Raw genomic sequence first — 18,528 nt, forward strand, 5'->3', positions numbered from 1 at the left:
GGGAGCGCACCATAGGAGACGGCATCATGAAGAAGATGATTCGAACGATGTGTGCGGGCGCGCTGGCGCTTGGCGTAGCGGCGACGTTCGGTGCGGGCGTGGCGCGCGCCGACGACAAGGTCACGCTGGGCGTGGCGATTCCCACGGCCGACCATGGATTCACGGGCGGCATCGTCTGGTGGGCGAACGAGGCGAAGAAGGACCTCGAAAAGGCGCACCCGGACCTCAAGGTCATCGTCAAGACGGCGGCGAATGCGCCCGATCAGGCGAACCAGTTGCAGGACCTCGTGACCGTCAACAAGATCAACGCGCTCGTGATCTTCCCGTATGAATCGGCTTCGCTCACGCAGCCGGTTGCGCAGGTGAAGAAGCAGGGCGTGTACGTGACGGTGGTCGATCGCGGCTTGACCGACACGAGCGCGCAGGATGCCTATGTGGCGGGCGACAACACGGCGTTTGGCAAGATCCCCGCCGAATATCTCGCGAAGCAGCTGGGCGGCAAGGGCGATATCGTCGCGCTGCGCGGTATTCCGACTACGCTCGACAACGAGCGCTGGACCGCGTTTACGTCGGTGATGAAGGGCTATCCCGGCATCAAGATCCTCGACGCGAAGTACGCGAACTGGAACCGCGACGACGCGTTCAAGACGATGCAGGACTACCTCACGCGCTTCAAGCACATCGACGCCGTCTGGGCCGCCGACGACGATATGGCCGTGGGCGTGCTCAAGGCGATCGACCAGGCCAAGCGCAACGACATCAAGATCGTGTTCGGCGGCGCGGGATCGAAGGAGATGGTCAAGCGCGTGATGGACGGCGATCCGCTCATCAAGGCCGATGTGTCGTATTCGCCGAAGTTCATCTACGACGCGATCAAGCTCACGGCCGAAGCGCGTTTGCAGGGCAAGGCGCTGCCGCCCACGACGATCATCCCTTCGGTGCTGATCACCAAGGAGAACGCGAAGCAGTTCTACTTCCCTGATTCGCCGTTCTGAGGACGGGGCTTGCGATGAAGACGATCAAAGGCCCAGCGATATTCCTCGCGCAGTTTCTCGGCGACGACGCGCCGTTCGACAGCTTCGCGCACATGGCCGGCTGGGCGGCCCAGCTCGGCTACAAAGGCATCCAGGTGCCCACCGATGCGCGCCTCGTCGATCTCGCGCAGGCCGCGTCGAGCGTGGCGTACTGCGACGACCTGCGCCAGCAGGCCGACGACGCAGGTGTGACGATCACCGAGCTTTCCACGCATCTGCAAGGACAGCTCGTGGCCGTGCATCCTGCCTACGACACGCTGTTCGACGGCTTCGCGCCGCCGCAGGTGCGCGGCAATCGCGAAGCGCGCACGGCATGGGCCATCGAGCAGTTGATGCTGGCCGCGCGCGCCTCGAAGAACCTGGGACTCAGCGCGCACGTGACGTTCTCGGGCGCGCTGGCGTGGCCGTACTTCTATCCGTGGCCGCAGCGGCCGGCGGGTCTCGTCGAAGCCGCCTTTGATGAACTCGCGCGCCGCTGGCGGCCGATTCTCGATGCGTTCGATGCGGCGGGCGTCGACGTCTGCTACGAACTGCATCCGGGCGAGGATCTGCACGATGGGGTGACCTTCGAGCGTTTTCTCGCGGCAGTGGGCGATCATCCCCGCGCGAACATCCTCTACGACCCGAGCCACTTCGTGCTGCAGCAGCTCGATTACCTTGCGTTCATCGACCTCTATCACGCGCGCATCAAGGCCTTTCATGTGAAGGATGCCGAATTCCGCCCCACGGGCAAGCAAGGCGTGTACGGCGGCTACAGCGACTGGGTGGAGCGCGCGGGGCGCTTTCGCTCGCTCGGCGATGGGCAGATCGACTTCGGCGCGATCTTCTCGAAGCTCACGCAGTACGACTACCCAGGCTGGGCGGTGCTCGAATGGGAGTGCGCGCTCAAGCATCCGCACGATGGCGCGCGCGAAGGCGCCGATTTCATCCGGCGGCATCTCATCCGCGTGGCCGAGCACGCGTTCGACGACTTCGCGGGCAGCGGCGTCGATGCGGCGCAGTTGAAAGACGTGCTGGGCCTCTGAACGCGATTCTCGCAGGAGACACGCAATGACTCGAAGACTCAGGCTCGGGATGGTCGGCGGCGGCGAGGGGGCGTTCATCGGCGCCGTGCATCGCATCGCGGCGCGTCTCGACGACAGTTTCGAACTCGTCGCGGGCGCACTGTCGTCCGATGCGGCGCGCGCGCAGTCGAGCGCCGAGGCGCTCGGCCTCGCGCGCAGCTATGCGCACTGGGGCGAGATGGCGAGCATGGAAGGCGCGCGCGAGGACGGCATCGACGCGGTGGCCATCGTCACGCCGAACCATCTGCACGCGCCGGTGGCGCACGCGTTCATGGATGCGGGTGTTCACGTGATCTGCGACAAGCCGCTCGCGGTCTCGCTCGCCGAGGGCGAAGCGCTCGCGCAACATGCGCGCGACGCCAATCTCGTGTTCGCGCTCACGCATACGTATTCGGGCTATCCGCTCGCGCGGCATGGGCGCGAGATGGTCGAGGCGGGTGAGATTGGCGAGGTGCGCATCGTGCAGGTCGAGTACGCGCAGGACTGGCTGGCCAATCCTGTCGAGACGAGCGGCGCGAACCGTCAGGCCGTGTGGCGCACCGATCCGGCGCTCGCGGGGCCGGCGGGATGTCTGGGCGACATCGGCACGCATGCGTATCAGCTGGCGGCGTTCGTGAGCGCGCTCTTGCCGGAATCGCTCGCGGCCGAAGTGCATACCTTCGTGCCGGGCCGCCGCGTGGACGACCATGTGCAGGCGATGCTGCGCTACGCCAACGGCGCGCGCGGCATGTTGTGGGCGAGCCAGGTGGCGAGCGGCGCGGAGAACGCGTTGCGGCTGCGCGTGTATGGCACGAAGGCGAGCCTCGCGTTCGATCAGGAGGAGCCCAACCTGCTGTGGTTCACGCCGCAGGGCGGCGAGACGCAGCGGCTCACGCGCGGCCGCGTGACGGGGGCCGCCGCACGGCATGCCACGCGCGTGCCGCCGGGGCACCCGGAAGGCTATCTGGAGGCGTTCGCGCAGCTCTATCGCGACGCCGCCGCGCAGATCCTCGCGCGCGAGGCCGGCGAGCCCGCGCCGCCCGCAAGCCGCCTGCTGACGACGGTCGACGACGGCGTGGAGGGGCTACGCTTTATCGAGGCCGTGCTGGCAAGCAGCGCGGCGGGCGGCGCCTGGCGCAGCATCGTGCGGCCGTGACTGGCCATTCGGACGAATTGAGCGCGTAGGGCCTGGCAGTGAAACTTGCGGCATGTTTAACCCACTTCAAAGGCGAAGCATGTCCAACGTCATTCAACTGCATTACACTGCGTATTCGACGAAATCGGCGACAGGGTCGGCGACAAGCGCAATAACCAAACCAGGGAGCGAGTCGATGAACGCAAATGCATTGGTACAGGTTCGCATCGATCACGCGCTCAAGCAGCGCGCGGCTGAAGTGCTCGACAACATGGGGCTCACGGTATCCGACGCCGTGCGCATTCTGCTCACGCGTATCGCGAACGAGGGGGCGTTGCCATTCGATTTCGCTGTCGATCCGGTGGCGCATGACGCGTGGTTCCGGGCGAAGGTACGCGAAGCGCTGAAGGACCCGCGGCCGACTGTGGCAGATGAAGAGGTGGAGGCGCACTTCGCGAAGCGGCGCGCGGCCGTGGCCGGCCAGCCGGAGCCCGCACGCAACCGCAAGGCGAAGAGTTGAGGGTTTGCTGGTCACCGCTCGCGCTGGCTGACCGCGAAGCGCTGTTCAACTTCACTGTGACGAGCAACCCGCGTAGAGCGATTGCGTGGGACGAGCGGATTTCGGCATCCGTTCGACGTCTGCGGCTTTTTCCCAACCTTGGCCGGGTTGGTCGCGTGAGCAGCACACGCGAACTGGTGGTCGAATCAACGCCGTTCGTGCTCGCTTACCGGTGCGAGAACGAGGCGCTCACGATATTGCGCGTCCTGCACGGCGCGCGCCGCTGGCCTGACGCTATCGACTGAGCGGCGGCAGGGCGCCGCCGCTCATAGCGCTTATTGCCCCAGATACACGAACTTGCCCCCGCGCACCGTGCCCATCACGCTCGCGCGCTGGTCGAGGCCCACGTGGTCCGTCGGGCTCGTGTTCACCATGCCGTTGGGCACGACCACTTCGTGCGCGTGCTCCAGCTCGTTGCGCAACGCCACGCGGAACGCCTCGGTGCCTGGCTGCGCGGTCTTGAGCGCGCGCGCAACCGCGTCCTGCAAGCGCGGGTACACGCCAGCCGCATCGCCTGCGAACTGCGTGACGGTGCCGGGACCGTACTTTGCCTCATAGGCGTCGACGAACGCGAGTGCCGCCTTTTGCGCCGGCTGGTCGGCGGGCAGCGTGCGCGCCACCACCACGGGCTGGGTTGGGAACAGGGTGCCTTCTACGTCCTTGCCGCCCAGCTTGATGAATTCAGGCGTGGCGATGCCGTGCGTCTGGTAAATCGGCCCCTTGTAGCCGCGCTCGATCAGCGTGCGTTGCGGCAGCACGGTCGGCGTGCCTGCGCCGGCAATCAGCATGGCGTCCGGCTTGGCCGCCATCAGCTTGAGAATCTGGCCCGTCACGCTGGCGTCGGTGCGGTTGTAGCGCTCGGTCGCGACGATCTGGATGTTGCGCTCCTTCGCGTACTTCGTGAATTCGTTGAGCCAGCTGTCGCCGTAGCTGTCCGCGAAGCCGATGAAGCCCACGCTCTTCACGCCGTGCGCGGCCATGTAGCGCGTCATGACGTCGGCCATGGCGGCATCGGTCTGCGCCATCTTGAAGGCCCACACGCGCGCGCCCTGCTGCGGCTCGACCACCGAGCCCGAGCCGACCAGCGTGATCATCGGCGTCTTGCTTTCCGCCACCGGGTCGAGCGCCGCGAGCGCCGCCGGCGTGATATTCGGGCCGACGATCACGTCCACGTGATCTTCGTTGATGAGCTTGTGGATGTTGCGCACGGCGGCGCCCGGGTCCGAGCCGTCGTCGAGCACGATGTAGTCGGCCTTCTGGCCCGCGATCGTCTCGGGCCACATCAGCATGGCGTTCTTGCTCGTGATGCCGATAGCGGCGGCAGGCCCCGTGCTCGAGAGGTCGATGCCGACCTTGATGTCGGCGTGGGCAGCCGGAGCGAAAGTGGCAGCGGCAAGGGCGGCAGCCGCGGCGAGCGGGCGCAAAAGCGTGTACAGCTTCATCCGTTGAGTCTCCAGGCGAGAAGTGATGTTGTTGTAATGCGGATTTTGTCTGATTTTTCTTCCGGCGCGGCCGAGGTCGCGGCCGCCCGACGCTACAGCTCGTAGGTCTCGTGCTCGCCCTTGAGCGCCTGCTCGATGAGCTTGCGATTCAGGCTCGGCGAAAGCAGTTCGACGAGCGTATACACATAGCTGCGCAGGTAAGCGCCCTGCTTGAGCGCAACGCGTGTGACATTGCTGCCGAACAGATGTCCCACGGGCACCGCGCGCAGGTGACGGTCGCGTTCGGCGTTGAAGGCGATGTCGGCCATGATCCCGACGCCGAGGCCCAGCTCCACGTAGGTCTTGATCACGTCGGCGTCGATGGCTTCCAGCACGATGTCGGGCGAGAGCGCGCGCAGGCGGAACGCGTCGTTGATCTTGGTTCGCCCGGCGAACGCATTGTCGTAGGTGATCAGCGGATATTGGGCCAGATCGTCGAGCGAAAGCGGCTTGCGCTCGAGCAGCGGATGGTCGGGCAGCATTACCGCCACGTGATGCCACGTGAAACAGGGCAGCGACACCAGTTCCTTGTAGCCGGAGATGGCCTCGGTCGCGATGCAGAGATCGGCCTGGTCATGAAGCACCATTTCCGCGACCTGCGTCGGGCTGCCTTGCAGGATCGAGAGGTGCACCTTCGGGAAGCGCCGCTTGAACTCGGCGATGGCGGCGGGCAGCGAGTACCGTGCCTGCGTGTGCGTGGCGGCGATCGTGAGGTTGCCCTGGTCCTGCGCCGCGTAATCCTTGCCCACGCGCTTGAGGCTCTCCACTTCCTGAAGAATGCGCTCCACCGAGGCGAGGATGATCCGACCCGGCTCCGTGAGCGAGCGCACGCGCTTGCCGTGGCGCGTAAAGATTTCGACCCCAAGCTCGTCTTCCAGCTCGATGATCGCCTTCGAGACGCCCGGCTGGCTTGTATACAGTGCCTTGGCCGCTTCTGTGAGGTTGAAGTTCTGGCGTACCGCCTCACGGACGAAGCGGAACTGGTGCAGGTTCATAGATAACCCTTATAACCTGTTTGCATATCGACCTGATTTTTGAGTCGTTTGAAATATAAGGCGAGTTTATTACCATTCCTCCAACTTTTCCAATATGGATATCTGTTTTGGTCATTAGCAAATGACCGGCGCGATTGAAGGCGCGGCCGCCTCGCCAGGGGCAGGACAGAGCGGAAAGAACGAAGTCGAGAAGTCGGAGCGCGGCGTAACCGGAACGCCGCGATTGAACCAAACCCTGGGGTCCCCGAATGTACCAATACGATCAGTACGACCAGACCATCGTCGACGAACGCGTCGCGCAATACAGCGACCAGGTCCGCCGCCGCCTGTCGGGCGAATTGAGCGAAGAAGAGTTCCGTCCGCTGCGCCTGCAAAACGGCCTGTACTACCAGCGCCACGCCTACATGCACCGCATCGCGATTCCGTACGGCAATCTGCGCAGCGACCAGCTCCGCATGCTCGGCACGATCGCGCGTGAGCACGACCGCGGCTACGGCCACTTCTCGACGCGTTCGAACATCCAGTACAACTGGATCAAGCTGGAAGAAACGCCGGAAATCCTGCGCAAGCTGGCTTCCGTGCAGATGCACGGCATCCAGACTTCGGGCAACTGCATCCGCAACATCACCGCCGACCAGTTCGCGGGCGTCGCGCCCGACGAGATCGTCGATCCGCGCCCGTGGGCCGAAATCCTGCGCCAGTGGTCGACGTTCCACCCCGAATTCGCTTGGCTGCCGCGCAAGTTCAAGATCGCCGTGTCGGGCTCGAAGGAAGACCGCGCCGCCGTGCAGATCCACGATCTGGGCGTGTATCTCGAGCGCAACGAGCAGGGCGAAGTCGTCGCGAGCATCCTCGCGGGCGGCGGTCTTGGCCGCACGCCGATCGTCGGCAGCATCATCAAGCGCGACCTGCCGTGGCAGCACCTGCTGACCTACTGCGAAGCCGTGCTGCGCGTGTACAACCGCTATGGCCGCCGCGACAACATGTACAAGGCGCGCATCAAGATCCTCGTGAAGGCGCTCTCGCCGGCGAAGTTCGCCGAGCAGGTCGAAGAAGAGTGGCAGCACCTGAAGGACGGCCCCTCGACGCTCACGCAGGAAGAACTCGATCGCGTCTCGCAGTACTTCGTGCCGCCGGCGTATGAAAAGATCGCCGACACGGATACGTCGTACGAAAAGCATCTGCTGGAAAACCGCGCGTTCGCGCGCTGGGTCGAGCGCAACGTGCGCCCGCACCGTGTGCCGGGCTACGCGTCGGTCACGCTCTCGCTCAAGCCGCGCAACATCGCGCCGGGCGACGCCACCGACGTGCAGATGGAAGCCGTGGCCGGTTGGGCCGATGAATACTCGTTCGGCCAGATCCGCGTTTCGCACGAGCAGAACCTGATCCTCGCCGACGTCAAGAAGCGCGACCTGTTCGCGCTGTGGGAAAAGGCCAAGGCGCAAGGTTTCGCGACCGCGAACATTGGCCTCTTGACCGACATCATCGCGTGCCCGGGCGGCGACTTCTGCTCGCTTGCCAATGCGAAGTCGATTCCCATCGCGCTGGCGATCCAGGAGCGCTTCGACAACCTCGACTTCGTCTATGACCTGGGCGACCTGTCGCTGAACATCTCGGGCTGCATCAACGCATGCGGTCACCACCACGTCGGCAACATCGGCGTGCTGGGCGTCGACAAGGATGGTTCGGAGTGGTATCAGGTCACGCTCGGCGGCGAGCAGGGCAACGGCGCCAACGGCGCGCGCCTTGGCCGCGTGATCGGCCCGTCGTTCTCGGCGGAAGAGATGCCCGACGTGGTGCAGAAGGTGATCGATACGTTCGTCGAGCATCGCATCGACGACGAGCGTTTCATCGACACGTACGACCGCATCGGCATCGCGCCCTTCAAGGAGCGCGTGTACGCATCGCGCCAGCCGGCCCACGCTTAATGTACGCAACTGAAGCACGCAACGAGACTACGAGATTCGAGCAATGGCATTGATCATCAAAAAACGCGAGATCGTCGAAGACAACTGGCAAGTCGTGCGTGCGGCCGAAGACGGCGCATTGCCCGAGGTTGCCGCGCTGCCCGCGGGCAAGGTGCTGGTGCCGCTCGCTTACTGGCAAGCGCAGCGTGACGCACTGGTCGCTTCGCGCGGCAGGGACGAACTCGGCGTGTGGCTCGCGCCGGACAGCGAACCGGCCGATATCGCCGCCGACTTCGACAAGCTCGCGGTGATCGGCGTGGACTTCCCCGTGTTCCGCGATGGCCGCGGCTTCTCGATCGGCCGTCTGCTGCGCGAGCGCTATGGCTACAAGGGCGAACTGCGCGCGATCGGCGACGTGCTGCGCGATCAGTTGCGCTTTCACGAGCGCTGCGGCTTCGATGCGTTCGCCGTGCGCGCCGACAAGGACATCCACGACGCGCTCAAGGCGTTCACCGAGTTCACGGTGCAATACCAGGGCGCCTTCGACGAACCGTCGCCGCTGTTCCGCCGCCGTCTGGCTCAACAAGCGCAACAAGGTTCGGCAGCATGAGCAGCGTCGCGAACGAAATCACGGCTGAACTGCAGGCGAAGATCGGGCGCCTCGACGCGCTGCTCGATTCGATCGCGGCGCGCCACGCCAACGTGAAGCTGGCCAGCAGCCTCGCAGCCGAAGACATGCTGCTCACGCACGCGATTCTTTCGCGCGGTGTGAAAATCGGCGTCTTCTCGCTGAACACGGGCCGCCTGCACGCGGAAACGCTCGGCATGATCGACGCGGTGCGCGAGCGCTACGGCTACGAGATCGAGCAGTTTCATCCGCAACAGGACGCCGTCGACGAATACGTCACCCAGCACGGCCTGAACGCGTTCTACGAGAGCGTCGATCTGCGCAAGCGCTGCTGCGAAATCCGCAAGGTCGAGCCGCTGAACCGTGCGCTGTCGGGCGTTTCCGCGTGGGTTACGGGCCAGCGCCGCGAGCAGTCGGTCACGCGCGCGGAGCTGCACGAGGAAGAGCGCGACGAAGCGCGCAACATCGACAAGTTCAATCCGCTCGCGGACTGGACCGAAGCCGATGTCTGGGCCTACCTGCGCGCCCATGACGTGCCCGTGAACCCGCTGCACGCCCGCGGCTACCCGAGCATCGGCTGCGAGCCCTGCACCCGTGCGATCCGTCCCGGCGAAGACAGCCGCGCGGGCCGCTGGTGGTGGGAGTCGCGCGACACGAAGGAATGTGGCTTGCACATCACGTCCGTGTCGGCCATTCCGGTCGTCGAAGTGTCGTCCGAAGTGTCGTCCATCCGCCAGGCGAACTAAGATTGAATTTTGTCGCGCTGTCGAAACGACGGCGCGAACGTCGAATACCGAGTACCGCGCGCCCAGCAAAAGGGGCGCGAACAAAGGAAGGATCCGAACATGAGCACCACGCTCGACTCAGCAGTGAACGCACCGCTCCAGGTCACGGCGAACCGCATGGACCATCTCGACTGGCTCGAAGCCGAGTCGATCCACATCCTGCGTGAACTCGTCGCCGAATGCAGCAAGCCTGCGCTGCTGTTCTCGGGCGGCAAGGACTCGGTCGTCGTGCTGGCGCTCGCATTGAAGGCGTTCGGCCTCGGCGCGAACCGCAAGACCGCGCTGCCGTTCCCGCTCGTGCACATCGACACGGGCCACAACTATGAAGAAGTGATCGACTTCCGCGATCGCCGCGCAGCCGAAATCGGCGCGGAACTCGTGGTCGGTCACGTCGAAGATTCGATCAAGAAGGGCACTGTGCGCCTGCGCCGCGAAACCGATTCGCGCAACGCCGCGCAAGCGGTCACGCTGCTGGAAACCATCGAAGAATATGGCTACACGGCGATGATCGGCGGTGCGCGCCGCGACGAAGAGAAGGCGCGCGCGAAGGAGCGCATCTTCTCGTTCCGCGACGAATTCGGTCAGTGGGATCCGAAGGCGCAGCGCCCTGAATTGTGGAGCCTCTACAACGCGCGTCTGCACAAGGGCGAGCACCTGCGCGTGTTTCCCATCTCGAACTGGACGGAACTCGATGTGTGGCAATACATCGAGCGCGAGAAGCTCGAACTGCCGTCGATCTACTACGCGCACCAGCGCGAGATCGTGCGCCGCAACGGCCTGCTCGTGCCGGTCACGCCGCTCACGCCGATGAAGGAAGGCGAAGTCAGCGAAATGGCGCAGGTGCGTTTTCGCACCGTGGGCGACATCAGCTGCACGTGCCCGGTGGCGAGCGATGCCGACAACGTCGAGAAGATCATCGCCGAAACGGCCGTGACCGAGATCACGGAACGCGGTGCGACGCGCATGGACGACCAGGCATCGGAAGCCGCGATGGAACAGCGCAAGAAGCAAGGTTATTTCTAAAGAGCACGCAGAGGAAAGATTAGACATGGTTACGACGCATCAACCTGAAGACCTCGGCGTGCTGCGCTTCATCACGGCGGGTAGCGTGGACGACGGCAAGAGCACGCTGATCGGCCGCCTGCTTTACGACAGCAAGGCTGTTTTGAGCGATCAGCTCTCGGCGCTGTCGCGTGCGAAGAACAAGCGCACGGTGGGCGACGAGATCGACCTGTCGCTGCTCACCGACGGCCTCGAAGCCGAGCGCGAGCAGGGCATCACGATCGACGTGGCGTACCGCTACTTCGCCACGGCCAAGCGCAAGTTCATCATCGCCGACACGCCGGGCCACGAGCAGTACACGCGCAACATGGTCACGGGCGCTTCGACGGCGCACGCTGCGATCATCCTGATCGACCCGACGCGCGTGACGGTCGAGAACGGCGTGACGCAACTGCTGCCGCAAACCAAGCGCCACAGCGCCATCGTCAAGCTGCTGGGCCTGCAGCACGTGATCGTCGCGATCAACAAGATGGATCTCGTCGATTACAGCGAAGCGACGTTCGATCTGATCCGCGAAGCCTATGTCGCGCTCGCGCGCCAGCTTGGTCTCAATGACGTGCGCTTCGTGCCGGTGTCGGCGCTCAAGGGCGACAACATCGTGGCCGCAAGCGAGCGCATGCCGTGGTACGCGGGCGAGCCGCTCCTCGACGTGCTCGAACAACTGCCGGTCGCGCAGGCGACGGGCGAAGCGCTGCGCTTTCCGGTGCAGTGGGTCGCGCGCCAGGACGGTTCCAGCGCCGACGACTTCCGCGGCTACATGGGCCGTGTCGAAGCGGGCGAAGTGAAGGTCGGCGACGCCATCTCGGTGCTGCCGGCGGGCCGCAGCGCAACGGTGGCCGAAATCATCGCGCCGGTGCCGGGCGGCACGGCGCAGGTCGACCGCGCGTTCGCGGGCCAGACCGTCACGATCCGTCTCGCGGAAGACGTCGACGTTTCGCGCGGCGACACCTTCGTGCCGGCGACGGACAGCACGCAACCCGCGAAGAAGCTCGAAGCGGACCTCTGCTGGTTCGACGACGAGCCGCTTTCGCCGCAGCGCAAGTACCTGCTCAAGCAGACCACGAGCACGGTGTTCGCGAAGATCGGCGCGGTCAAGCAGGTGCTCGACGTGCATACGCTGTCGCACGCCACCGACCGCCACGAACTCGCGATGAACGATATCGGCCGCGTGGCGCTCTCGCTGCAGAAGCCGCTCGTCTGCGACCTGTATGATGCGAATCCTGGCACCGGCGCATTCGTGCTGATCGACGAGGCGACGCATCACACGGTGGCCGCGGGCATGATCCGCGCGTTCTCGGCGTAAGGCGCTGCGCGAGGTTGCGGCCGCGCGCGGCCGCAACAATGGATTCGAAGCATATGGGCAAGGTATATCTGATCGGCGCAGGACCGGGCGCAGCGGACCTCATCACGGTGCGCGGCGCACGCCTGCTCGCGAGCGCCGACGTCGTGCTGCACGACGCGCTCGTCGAGCCGGCCATGCTCGAGTACGCGCCGCAAACCGCGAAGTTCATCGCGGTCGGCAAGCGCTGCGGGCAACGCTCCACAGCGCAGCACTTCATCAACAAGCAACTCGTCGATGCCGCGCGCGAGCACGCCGTGGTCGTGCGCCTGAAGGGCGGCGATCCGATGCTGTTCGGCCGCGCCGATGAGGAAATGCGCGCGCTCGAAGCCGCCGGTATCGAGTTCGAAGTCGTGCCGGGCATTACGGCGGCGCTGGCGAGCGCGGCGACGCTGCAACGCTCGCTCACGCTGCGCGGTGTCGCGCGCAGTGTCGCGCTCGCCACGTATTCGCGCGCGGCGGGCAGCGAGGAGATTCGCGAGCAGGTCAACGCCGATTCGCTCGTGTTCTACATGGGCCGCGACAGCGCGCCCGAGATCGCGCGCCAGCTGATCGAGGCGGGCCGCGCTGGCGCCACGTCGGTGGCGATCGTCGAAGCCTGCAGTGCCGCGCGCGAGCGCACGCTGACGCTTACGCTGGCGGGTCTCGCAGCGGGCGAGGCGCAGGACTGGCTCGACCCGGCGCAGCCGAGCCTGCTCATGATCGGCGATGCGTTCGCCGAACGCTCAGGGCAGGCGCAACGCGAAGACGAAGCGCAGGACGACCATCGCGGCCGTCGCGCTGCGGCATAAGCGCCACGCAAAAAAAGCCATCAAAACAAAACGGGCTCGCTGAAAGGCGAGCCCGTTTTTCTTTATGCGCGAGCGGTTTTAGTCGAGTTCGTTTTCGATGCAGTACCGCACGATTGCATCAAGTACCGCATCGTCCTCGCCGACAGCGCCCGCACAGCGCAGGCGCACACCCGGATGCTCGCCTTGGCATTGCGCGATCAGCGCGGGCAGATCGCGGCGCACGTGGCCGCCCTGGCCAAAGAACACGGGCACGACCGTGATCGTGTCGCAGCCTGCCGCGGCCTGGCCGGCGATGGCATCGGGCAGGCTCGGCGTCATGAGTTCGAGAAAGGCGAGGCCGACCGGGCCCGCATCGCCGCGCGTGGCGGAAAGCTTCGCGGCGAGCCGCTGAAACGGCTCCTGCCAGCGCGCGTCGCGCGCGCCGTGGCCGAAGAGAATCATGCCGTGCGTGCCCATGCTTGCGAGCCTGTGCGAATTAGCAGCCGAACGCTTCCGGAATCAATGCCGGTCGACCCATTTGAGCCCGATCAGCCCGACCGCGAGATAGATGAGCCCCGGTGTCGCCGCTGTGAGCGGCGCGGGCCAGGTGTTCAGTGTACCCACGTGCGAGAACAGCGTGTTGACGAGCTGGAAGCTCATGCCGAGCATGATCCCGCCGAACACCTTCATGCCCACCACGCCGGCACGCGTATGCAGATACGCGAACGGCAGCGAGAGCACGAGCATCACGAACACGGCGAACGGGTAGAGCAGCTTGCGCCAGAACGCGATCTGGTAGCGCTGCGCGTCCTGATGGTTCTCGGTCAGATGCTGGATGTAGCGGAACAGGTTGAACATCGACATCCGGTCGGGCGAAACGAGCAGCACCGAAAGAATGTTCGGCGTCAGTTCCGAGCGCAGCGAGTATTCGGGCGCCGAGGTCTGCTCTGCGCGATAGACCGGATTGAGCGCGTCGAGCGGCTGGTTCTGCGGCGGCGGCACGCTGATCAGCTGCGTATCGGTCACGTCCTTGAGCAGCCAGTGGCCCGGCGGCTGGAACGTACCGCTCTTCGCGAGGCGCACGTTGGAGAGCCGGAACTGCGAATCGAATTCGTAGATGCGCACGTTCGTGATGGTCGCGTCGGGCAGCAGCTCGCCGACGTTCACGAAGCGCGTGACCTGCTCGCCGTCGGCGCGCGCGGTGAGCGTGTCCTTCACCCACACACCCGACTGGAAGTTGCTCGACACGGCCGAGCCCAACGCTTCGAGACGCACGCGCTCGGAGAGCTGGTCGGTGTAAGGGCCGACCACTTCGCCGATCAGGTAGGTCAGCAGCACGAGCGGCACGCCGATCTTGAGCAGCGAGCGCAGCGCCTGGTTGGTGGCGAGACCCGACACACGAAAGATCGTGTACTCGGAATTCGCGGCCATTTGGGCGAACACGTAGATAGCGGCAATGAGCGCCGCGACCGGGATGATCTCGTAGAGCCGCGAGGGCGCCTGGAGCGCCACGCGCAGCACCGCGTACTGGAATTTGTAGTTGCCGTGGCCGACCGAGTTCAGCTCGTTGATGAGGTCGAAGAAGAAGAACAGGCCGGAGAAGGCGAACAGGATGAAGATGAACGTCAGGTAGACCTGGCGAGCGAAGTATTTTTCGTAGATGCGCATCGGTCAGTTTCCCTCTCAGTTTCCAGGAGAGGCGCGCCGGAACATCGCACGTGTAAAGAGCGGCCGGTTGCGCACGCGTATCCAGAAGATGAACACGACGAGCGCGAGCACCACGGCGTGCAGCAGGACGAGGCCGACGCCGAATGGCATCTTGCCTTGCTCGATCTGCGACTGCACGACGTTGAGCAGGTTCGAATAGGTGAGGTAGATCAGCACCGCCATCACGAGATTGATCGTGCGGCTGCGGCGCGGGTTCTGGTAGGCAAGCGGAATGCCGAGCAGCATCAGATTGATCGCGATGAGCGGCAGGCCGGCGCGCCAGGCGAGTTCGCCCAGGTTGTCGTTGGTCGGATGGCGCAGGAGGCCGGGTGTGGACGTCGTGCTCGCCGAAGGCGTGTTCACGAGCGGCTGGCTCGTGATCTTCACGCCATAGCGCTGGAACTCGCTGATGCGAAAGTCCGGGTGGCCAGGCTCGCCGTCGTAGCGGCGGCCGTTTTCGAGCACGACGAAGCGGTCGCCGCTCTTCATGGTTTCGGTGTGGCCCGTCTTCGAGACGATCACGCTCACCTTGCCGTTTTCCGTGCTGGTGACGAACACGTTCTCCACGCGGGCCTGGTCGGGGCTCATGCTCTCGATGAAGAACACGCGATTGGTGGTGGGCGATTCGCGGAACTGGCCGGGCGCGAGCAGCGACACTTCATCGCGCTGCTGGAAGCGCGCGCGAATCAGCTTGCTCTGCGCGTTCGACCACGGCCAGCCGATGAACGCGAAGAACACGATGAGCAGGATGATCGGCGTGGCAAAGGTGGCGACGGGTTTGATCAGGCGCGTGAGGCTCACCCCGGAGGAGAGCCACACGACCATTTCGGAATCCTTGTACCAGCGCGTGAGGACGAACAGGATCGACACGAAGAGCGTGACGATGAGCATGACGGCCATGTAGCCGATCACGGTCAGTCCGATCAGCACCAGCACGTCGCGCGGGTCGATCTGACCGGACGCGGCGAAGCCGACGATGCGGATCATCATCGTCGTCAGCATGATCGTGAGCAGAACCATGAACACGGCGCCGGCCGTGTACGCGAGTTCGCGCTGCAGGGAACGTTCGAAGATCATTCTTGATGGGCAGGGCGGGCGGACCATGCCGGGAGGCGCGCAGCTCGCGCAACCGTCCAGGAGCCGCCGCGGGAAAAATAGCGGATAATTGCGGCTTTCATCCTAAGCCCTGATTTTATCCGAGGACAAGCGCGATGGACTTTAGCATAAAAGCCTGTGACTGGAGCAAAGGCGGGGACGGCCCCTTCCTGACCGGCAAGTCGGATTGTGTCGTAGTCGGCGTGTTCGAGGCGCAAACCCTCTCTGGCGCGGCGTTCGCGATCGACAGCGCCATTGGCGGCGCAATCGCGCGCGTCGTCAAGGCCGGTGACATCGACGGCAAGGCCGGCTCCACGCTGTTCCTGCCGGAAGTGAGCGGCATCGGCGCCTCGCGCGTGCTGCTCGTGGGTCTCGGCAAGCAGGACACGTTCGGCCAGAAGGCTTACGGAGACGCGGTCAAGGCCGCCTGGCGCGCGATCCTCGGCACGAAAATCGCGCAGGTCACCTTCACGCTCGCGCAATTGCCGGTGAAGGAGCGCTCGGGCGACTGGGGCGTGCGCACCGCCATTCTCGCGCTGCGCAACGAGACCTATCGCTTCACGCAGATGAAGAGCAAGCCCGACGTCTCGCAGCGCGCCCTCAAGCGCGTGGTCTTCAGCGTCGACGCTGCTGACGAGAAGGCCGCGAAGGTTGCGGCGAAGCAGTCTGTTGCGCTCGCCAACGGCATGGACCTCACGCGCGACCTCGGCAATCTGCCGGGCAACGTCTGCACGCCGACCTATCTCGCGGCCACGGCCAAGAAGCTCGCGCGCGACTGGAAGCTCAAGGTCGAGGTGCTCGGTCAGCGCCAGATCGAGACGCTCAAGATGGGTTCGTTTCTTTCTGTAACAAAGGGCTCCGTCGAGCCGCCGCAGTTCATCGTGCTGCACTACCAGGGCGCAAGCGCCAAGGCCGCGCCCATCGTGCTGGTCGGCAAGGGCATCACGTTCGACACGGGCGGCATTTCGCTCAAGCCGGGCGAAGGCATGGACGAGATGAAGTACGACATGTGCGGCGCGGGCTCGGTGCTCGGCACGATCCGCGCGGTCGCCGAAATGGGGCTCAAGCTCAATGTGATCGGCATCATTCCGACCTGCGAGAACATGCCCGCGGGCAACGCCACGAAGCCGGGCGACATCGTCACGACGATGGCGGGCCTCACGGTCGAAGTGCTCAACACCGACGCCGAAGGCCGCCTGATCCTGTGCGACGCGCTCACCTACGCCGAGCGCTTCAAGCCGGCCGCCGTGGTCGACATCGCCACGCTCACGGGCGCCTGCATCATTGCGCTCGGCCATCACAACAGTGGCCTCTTCTCGAAGGACGACGCGCTCGCGGGCGAGTTGCTCGACGCGTCGCGCGAAGCGAACGATCCAGCCTGGCGCCTGCCGCTCGACGACGAGTATCAGGACCAGCTCAAGTCGAACTTTGCCGACCTCGCCAACATCGGCGGGCGTCCGGCGGGTAGCGTGACGGCGGCGTGCTTCCTCTCGCGTTTCACTGAAAACTACCCGTGGGCGCACCTCGACATCGCAGGCACGGCGTGGAAGAGCGGCGCGGCCAAGGGTGCAACGGGCCGTCCAGTGCCGCTGCTCGCCCAGTTCCTGATCGATCGTGCCGGGCAATGAGGGCAGGAATGGCGATTGCTGCCCACCTGACGGTGTGTAAAGTGGTGTGGGCATGACGCGCATCGATTTCCACACGAACGTCGGCGACTCGCTGCTGTATGCGTGCCGCCTCGTGCGCAAGGCGTATCAGGCGGGCCAGCAGGCGGTGGTGCTGGCCGAGCCCGCGCGCCTGCGCGCGTTCGACGAAATGTTGTGGACCTTTTCGCCGCTCGACTTCGTGCCGCACTGCATGGCCGACAGCCCGCACGCGGGCGAATCGCCCATCGTGCTGGCAACGGATCTCGAGCGTGCGCCGCATCATCGTGTGCTGCTCAATCTCGGCGCCGAGGTCCCGCCACAGTTCGCACGCTTCGAACGCCTGCTCGAAGTGATTGGCGATGCGCCCGACGAACTCGCGTCGGGCCGCGAGCGCTATCGTTTCTACCGCGACCGCGGTTACGCGCTCAACAACTACAAGCAGGGCGGCTAAGGCCGGTCGCGAGAGGCGTACCGGCGCAAGGCCGACTGCCCCGATCGATGGAGGTATACATGTCCGGCATGCACGACTCGGAAGAAGCTGCGATTCCTCTCTTGAACGAGGTGATGGTGACCGGCAATCCGCTGCGCGCGCACAACGTCGAAGAGGCGAAGAGCGCGACGGCCGCTGCCGTCCAGGCCGCCGTGGCCGAGCGCGAGGAGGGCCTGTTTGCGCATGACGCCGACGCCCTCGTCGAGCGTCTGCGCGGCCGTTGCCTGACCTGGCTCACCGGCGAAGGCCGCGCCGTGATCGAGGCGCGCTGCAGCGCCGCGATGCAGGAACATACGAACTGGCTCGTGGGTCAGGTGTCACGCGAAATCGGTCTCGCGCTCGAAACGGAACTTACGAACTGGGTGAAGGCCGCCGTGCGCGAAGAGTTGGCGGCGCGCGCGGGGCGTCCGCCTTCGGCCTGATTCAGCCGGGCGCGCGGCGGCAAGCGCGCCATCGCACCGTTCGCCTCACTTGAGCGTGAGGACCCAGCTCGCGAGCTGGGCCGCCTGGCTGGGGTTCAGCTGCGTGTTGGCCGGCATCGGCACCGTGCCCCACACGCCGGTGCTGCCTTCCAGAATCTTGTGTGTGAGGTAGGCCTGTGCGTCGGGCTTGCCCGCGTACTTTGCGGCAACGTCGCGCAGGGCGGGACCCATGAAATTGCGGGTCACCGAATGGCAGCTCATGCAGTTCTCCTGCTGGGCGAGCGCGAGGCCGGTGGGTCCATGCTGCGCGCGGGCCGGAGCTGCCCCGAGCGCGCCGGCAAGGCCGATGGCGAGCGCGGCGGCGAGCGTCGCTGTCTTGTTTTTCGCTTGCGACTTCCGTTTCATACTGGTCTCCGCCCGCGTGTGCGCC

General features: G+C 65.2%; 20 protein-coding genes. 14 read left to right on the plus strand and 6 right to left on the minus strand.

Features of this window, described 5'->3' with window-relative positions; all coding sequences use genetic code 11:
• Positions 1 to 26: 26 nt before the first annotated feature.
• The 5 genes from E1N52_RS08180 (at position 27) to E1N52_RS08200 (ending at position 4,016) form a co-directional block, all read left to right on the plus strand.
• Complete coding sequence (locus E1N52_RS08180) at positions 27 to 995, plus strand: substrate-binding domain-containing protein (protein ID WP_133181797.1); 969 nt, start codon at positions 27 to 29, stop codon at positions 993 to 995.
• 14 nt (positions 996 to 1,009) lie between these two features.
• Complete coding sequence (locus E1N52_RS08185; RefSeq protein WP_133181798.1) at positions 1,010 to 2,059, plus strand: sugar phosphate isomerase/epimerase family protein; 1,050 nt, start codon at positions 1,010 to 1,012, stop codon at positions 2,057 to 2,059.
• A 25-nt stretch (positions 2,060 to 2,084) separates the two neighbouring features.
• A complete protein-coding gene (locus E1N52_RS08190; RefSeq protein WP_246088994.1) occupies positions 2,085 to 3,233 on the plus strand; it encodes a Gfo/Idh/MocA family protein in 1,149 nt (382 codons plus the stop codon).
• A gap of 175 nt (positions 3,234 to 3,408) precedes the next feature.
• Positions 3,409 to 3,732 (plus strand): type II toxin-antitoxin system RelB/DinJ family antitoxin, encoded by a 324-nt coding sequence (locus tag E1N52_RS08195; protein ID WP_133181800.1) that lies wholly within the window; start codon positions 3,409 to 3,411, stop codon positions 3,730 to 3,732.
• Positions 3,729 to 4,016, plus strand: a complete 288-nt coding sequence (locus tag E1N52_RS08200) for a type II toxin-antitoxin system RelE/ParE family toxin (RefSeq protein ID WP_133181802.1) — start codon at positions 3,729 to 3,731, stop codon at positions 4,014 to 4,016. The genes E1N52_RS08195 and E1N52_RS08200 overlap by 4 nt, the downstream gene beginning before the upstream one ends.
• A gap of 30 nt (positions 4,017 to 4,046) precedes the next feature.
• Here E1N52_RS08200 and E1N52_RS08205 read toward each other — a convergent pair whose 3' ends face one another.
• Both E1N52_RS08205 and E1N52_RS08210 read right to left on the minus strand, forming a co-directional pair.
• The gene (locus E1N52_RS08205; protein WP_133181804.1) at positions 4,047 to 5,213 is read right to left on the minus strand and encodes an ABC transporter substrate-binding protein; all 1,167 of its coding nucleotides are present in this window, start codon (positions 5,211 to 5,213) and stop codon (positions 4,047 to 4,049) included.
• Between the two features lie 92 nt (positions 5,214 to 5,305).
• Entirely contained in the window at positions 5,306 to 6,247 is a 942-nt protein-coding gene (locus tag E1N52_RS08210; protein ID WP_028210583.1) for a CysB family HTH-type transcriptional regulator, read from the minus strand.
• A gap of 248 nt (positions 6,248 to 6,495) precedes the next feature.
• On the opposite strand from E1N52_RS08210, the gene E1N52_RS08215 reads away from it, so the two are divergent.
• The 6 genes from E1N52_RS08215 to cobA all read left to right on the plus strand — a co-directional run bounded on the left by E1N52_RS08215 (position 6,496) and on the right by cobA (position 12,759).
• Positions 6,496 to 8,175 (plus strand): nitrite/sulfite reductase, encoded by a 1,680-nt coding sequence (locus tag E1N52_RS08215; protein WP_133181806.1) that lies wholly within the window; start codon positions 6,496 to 6,498, stop codon positions 8,173 to 8,175.
• Between the two features lie 43 nt (positions 8,176 to 8,218).
• Complete coding sequence (locus tag E1N52_RS08220; RefSeq protein WP_133181808.1) at positions 8,219 to 8,764, plus strand: DUF934 domain-containing protein; 546 nt, start codon at positions 8,219 to 8,221, stop codon at positions 8,762 to 8,764.
• Complete coding sequence (locus E1N52_RS08225) at positions 8,761 to 9,528, plus strand: phosphoadenylyl-sulfate reductase (protein ID WP_133181810.1); 768 nt, start codon at positions 8,761 to 8,763, stop codon at positions 9,526 to 9,528. Before E1N52_RS08220 ends, E1N52_RS08225 begins: the two co-directional genes overlap by 4 nt.
• Before the next feature lie 99 nt (positions 9,529 to 9,627).
• Positions 9,628 to 10,590 carry a sulfate adenylyltransferase subunit CysD gene (gene cysD, locus E1N52_RS08230; RefSeq protein ID WP_133181812.1) on the plus strand — a complete coding sequence of 321 codons (963 nt, stop codon included), beginning with the start codon at positions 9,628 to 9,630 and terminating at the stop codon, positions 10,588 to 10,590.
• A 25-nt stretch (positions 10,591 to 10,615) separates the two neighbouring features.
• Positions 10,616 to 11,932 carry a sulfate adenylyltransferase subunit 1 gene (locus E1N52_RS08235; RefSeq protein ID WP_133181814.1) on the plus strand — a complete coding sequence of 439 codons (1,317 nt, stop codon included), beginning with the start codon at positions 10,616 to 10,618 and terminating at the stop codon, positions 11,930 to 11,932.
• Positions 11,933 to 11,985: 53 nt separating this feature from the next.
• Positions 11,986 to 12,759: a uroporphyrinogen-III C-methyltransferase gene (gene cobA, locus E1N52_RS08240; RefSeq protein ID WP_133181816.1), complete on the plus strand. Its 774-nt coding sequence runs from the start codon at positions 11,986 to 11,988 to the stop codon at positions 12,757 to 12,759.
• Positions 12,760 to 12,837: 78 nt separating this feature from the next.
• Here cobA and E1N52_RS08245 read toward each other — a convergent pair whose 3' ends face one another.
• The 3 genes from E1N52_RS08245 to lptF are packed head-to-tail and all read right to left on the minus strand — an operon-like array spanning position 12,838 to position 15,522.
• On the minus strand, positions 12,838 to 13,215 hold the full coding sequence (locus tag E1N52_RS08245; protein ID WP_133181818.1) for a sirohydrochlorin chelatase: 378 nt from the start codon (positions 13,213 to 13,215) through the stop codon (positions 12,838 to 12,840).
• A 42-nt stretch (positions 13,216 to 13,257) separates the two neighbouring features.
• Entirely contained in the window at positions 13,258 to 14,406 is a 1,149-nt protein-coding gene (gene lptG, locus E1N52_RS08250; RefSeq protein ID WP_133181820.1) for an LPS export ABC transporter permease LptG, read from the minus strand.
• A gap of 15 nt (positions 14,407 to 14,421) precedes the next feature.
• Positions 14,422 to 15,522, minus strand: a complete 1,101-nt coding sequence (lptF, locus tag E1N52_RS08255; protein ID WP_133181822.1) for an LPS export ABC transporter permease LptF — start codon at positions 15,520 to 15,522, stop codon at positions 14,422 to 14,424.
• Positions 15,523 to 15,656: 134 nt separating this feature from the next.
• Between lptF and E1N52_RS08260 the strand changes: the two genes are divergently transcribed.
• Genes E1N52_RS08260 through E1N52_RS08270 form a run of 3 tightly spaced genes read left to right on the plus strand, consistent with a single transcriptional unit; the run spans position 15,657 to position 18,098 of the window.
• Positions 15,657 to 17,168, plus strand: coding sequence for a leucyl aminopeptidase (locus tag E1N52_RS08260; RefSeq protein ID WP_133181824.1), 1,512 nt, complete (start codon positions 15,657 to 15,659; stop codon positions 17,166 to 17,168).
• A gap of 52 nt (positions 17,169 to 17,220) precedes the next feature.
• Entirely contained in the window at positions 17,221 to 17,637 is a 417-nt protein-coding gene (locus E1N52_RS08265) for a DNA polymerase III subunit chi (protein ID WP_028207768.1), read from the plus strand.
• A gap of 59 nt (positions 17,638 to 17,696) precedes the next feature.
• Positions 17,697 to 18,098, plus strand: coding sequence for a DUF2486 family protein (locus tag E1N52_RS08270; protein WP_246088995.1), 402 nt, complete (start codon positions 17,697 to 17,699; stop codon positions 18,096 to 18,098).
• Positions 18,099 to 18,143: 45 nt separating this feature from the next.
• Here the strand turns inward: E1N52_RS08270 and E1N52_RS08275 are convergent, their stop codons facing one another.
• Positions 18,144 to 18,503 carry a c-type cytochrome gene (locus tag E1N52_RS08275; RefSeq protein ID WP_133181828.1) on the minus strand — a complete coding sequence of 120 codons (360 nt, stop codon included), beginning with the start codon at positions 18,501 to 18,503 and terminating at the stop codon, positions 18,144 to 18,146.
• Between the last annotated feature and the right edge of the window lie 25 nt (positions 18,504 to 18,528).

Origin of the sequence: Paraburkholderia guartelaensis, from assembly GCF_004353905.1 — a bacterium.
GTDB classification, from domain to species: domain Bacteria; phylum Pseudomonadota; class Gammaproteobacteria; order Burkholderiales; family Burkholderiaceae; genus Paraburkholderia; species Paraburkholderia guartelaensis.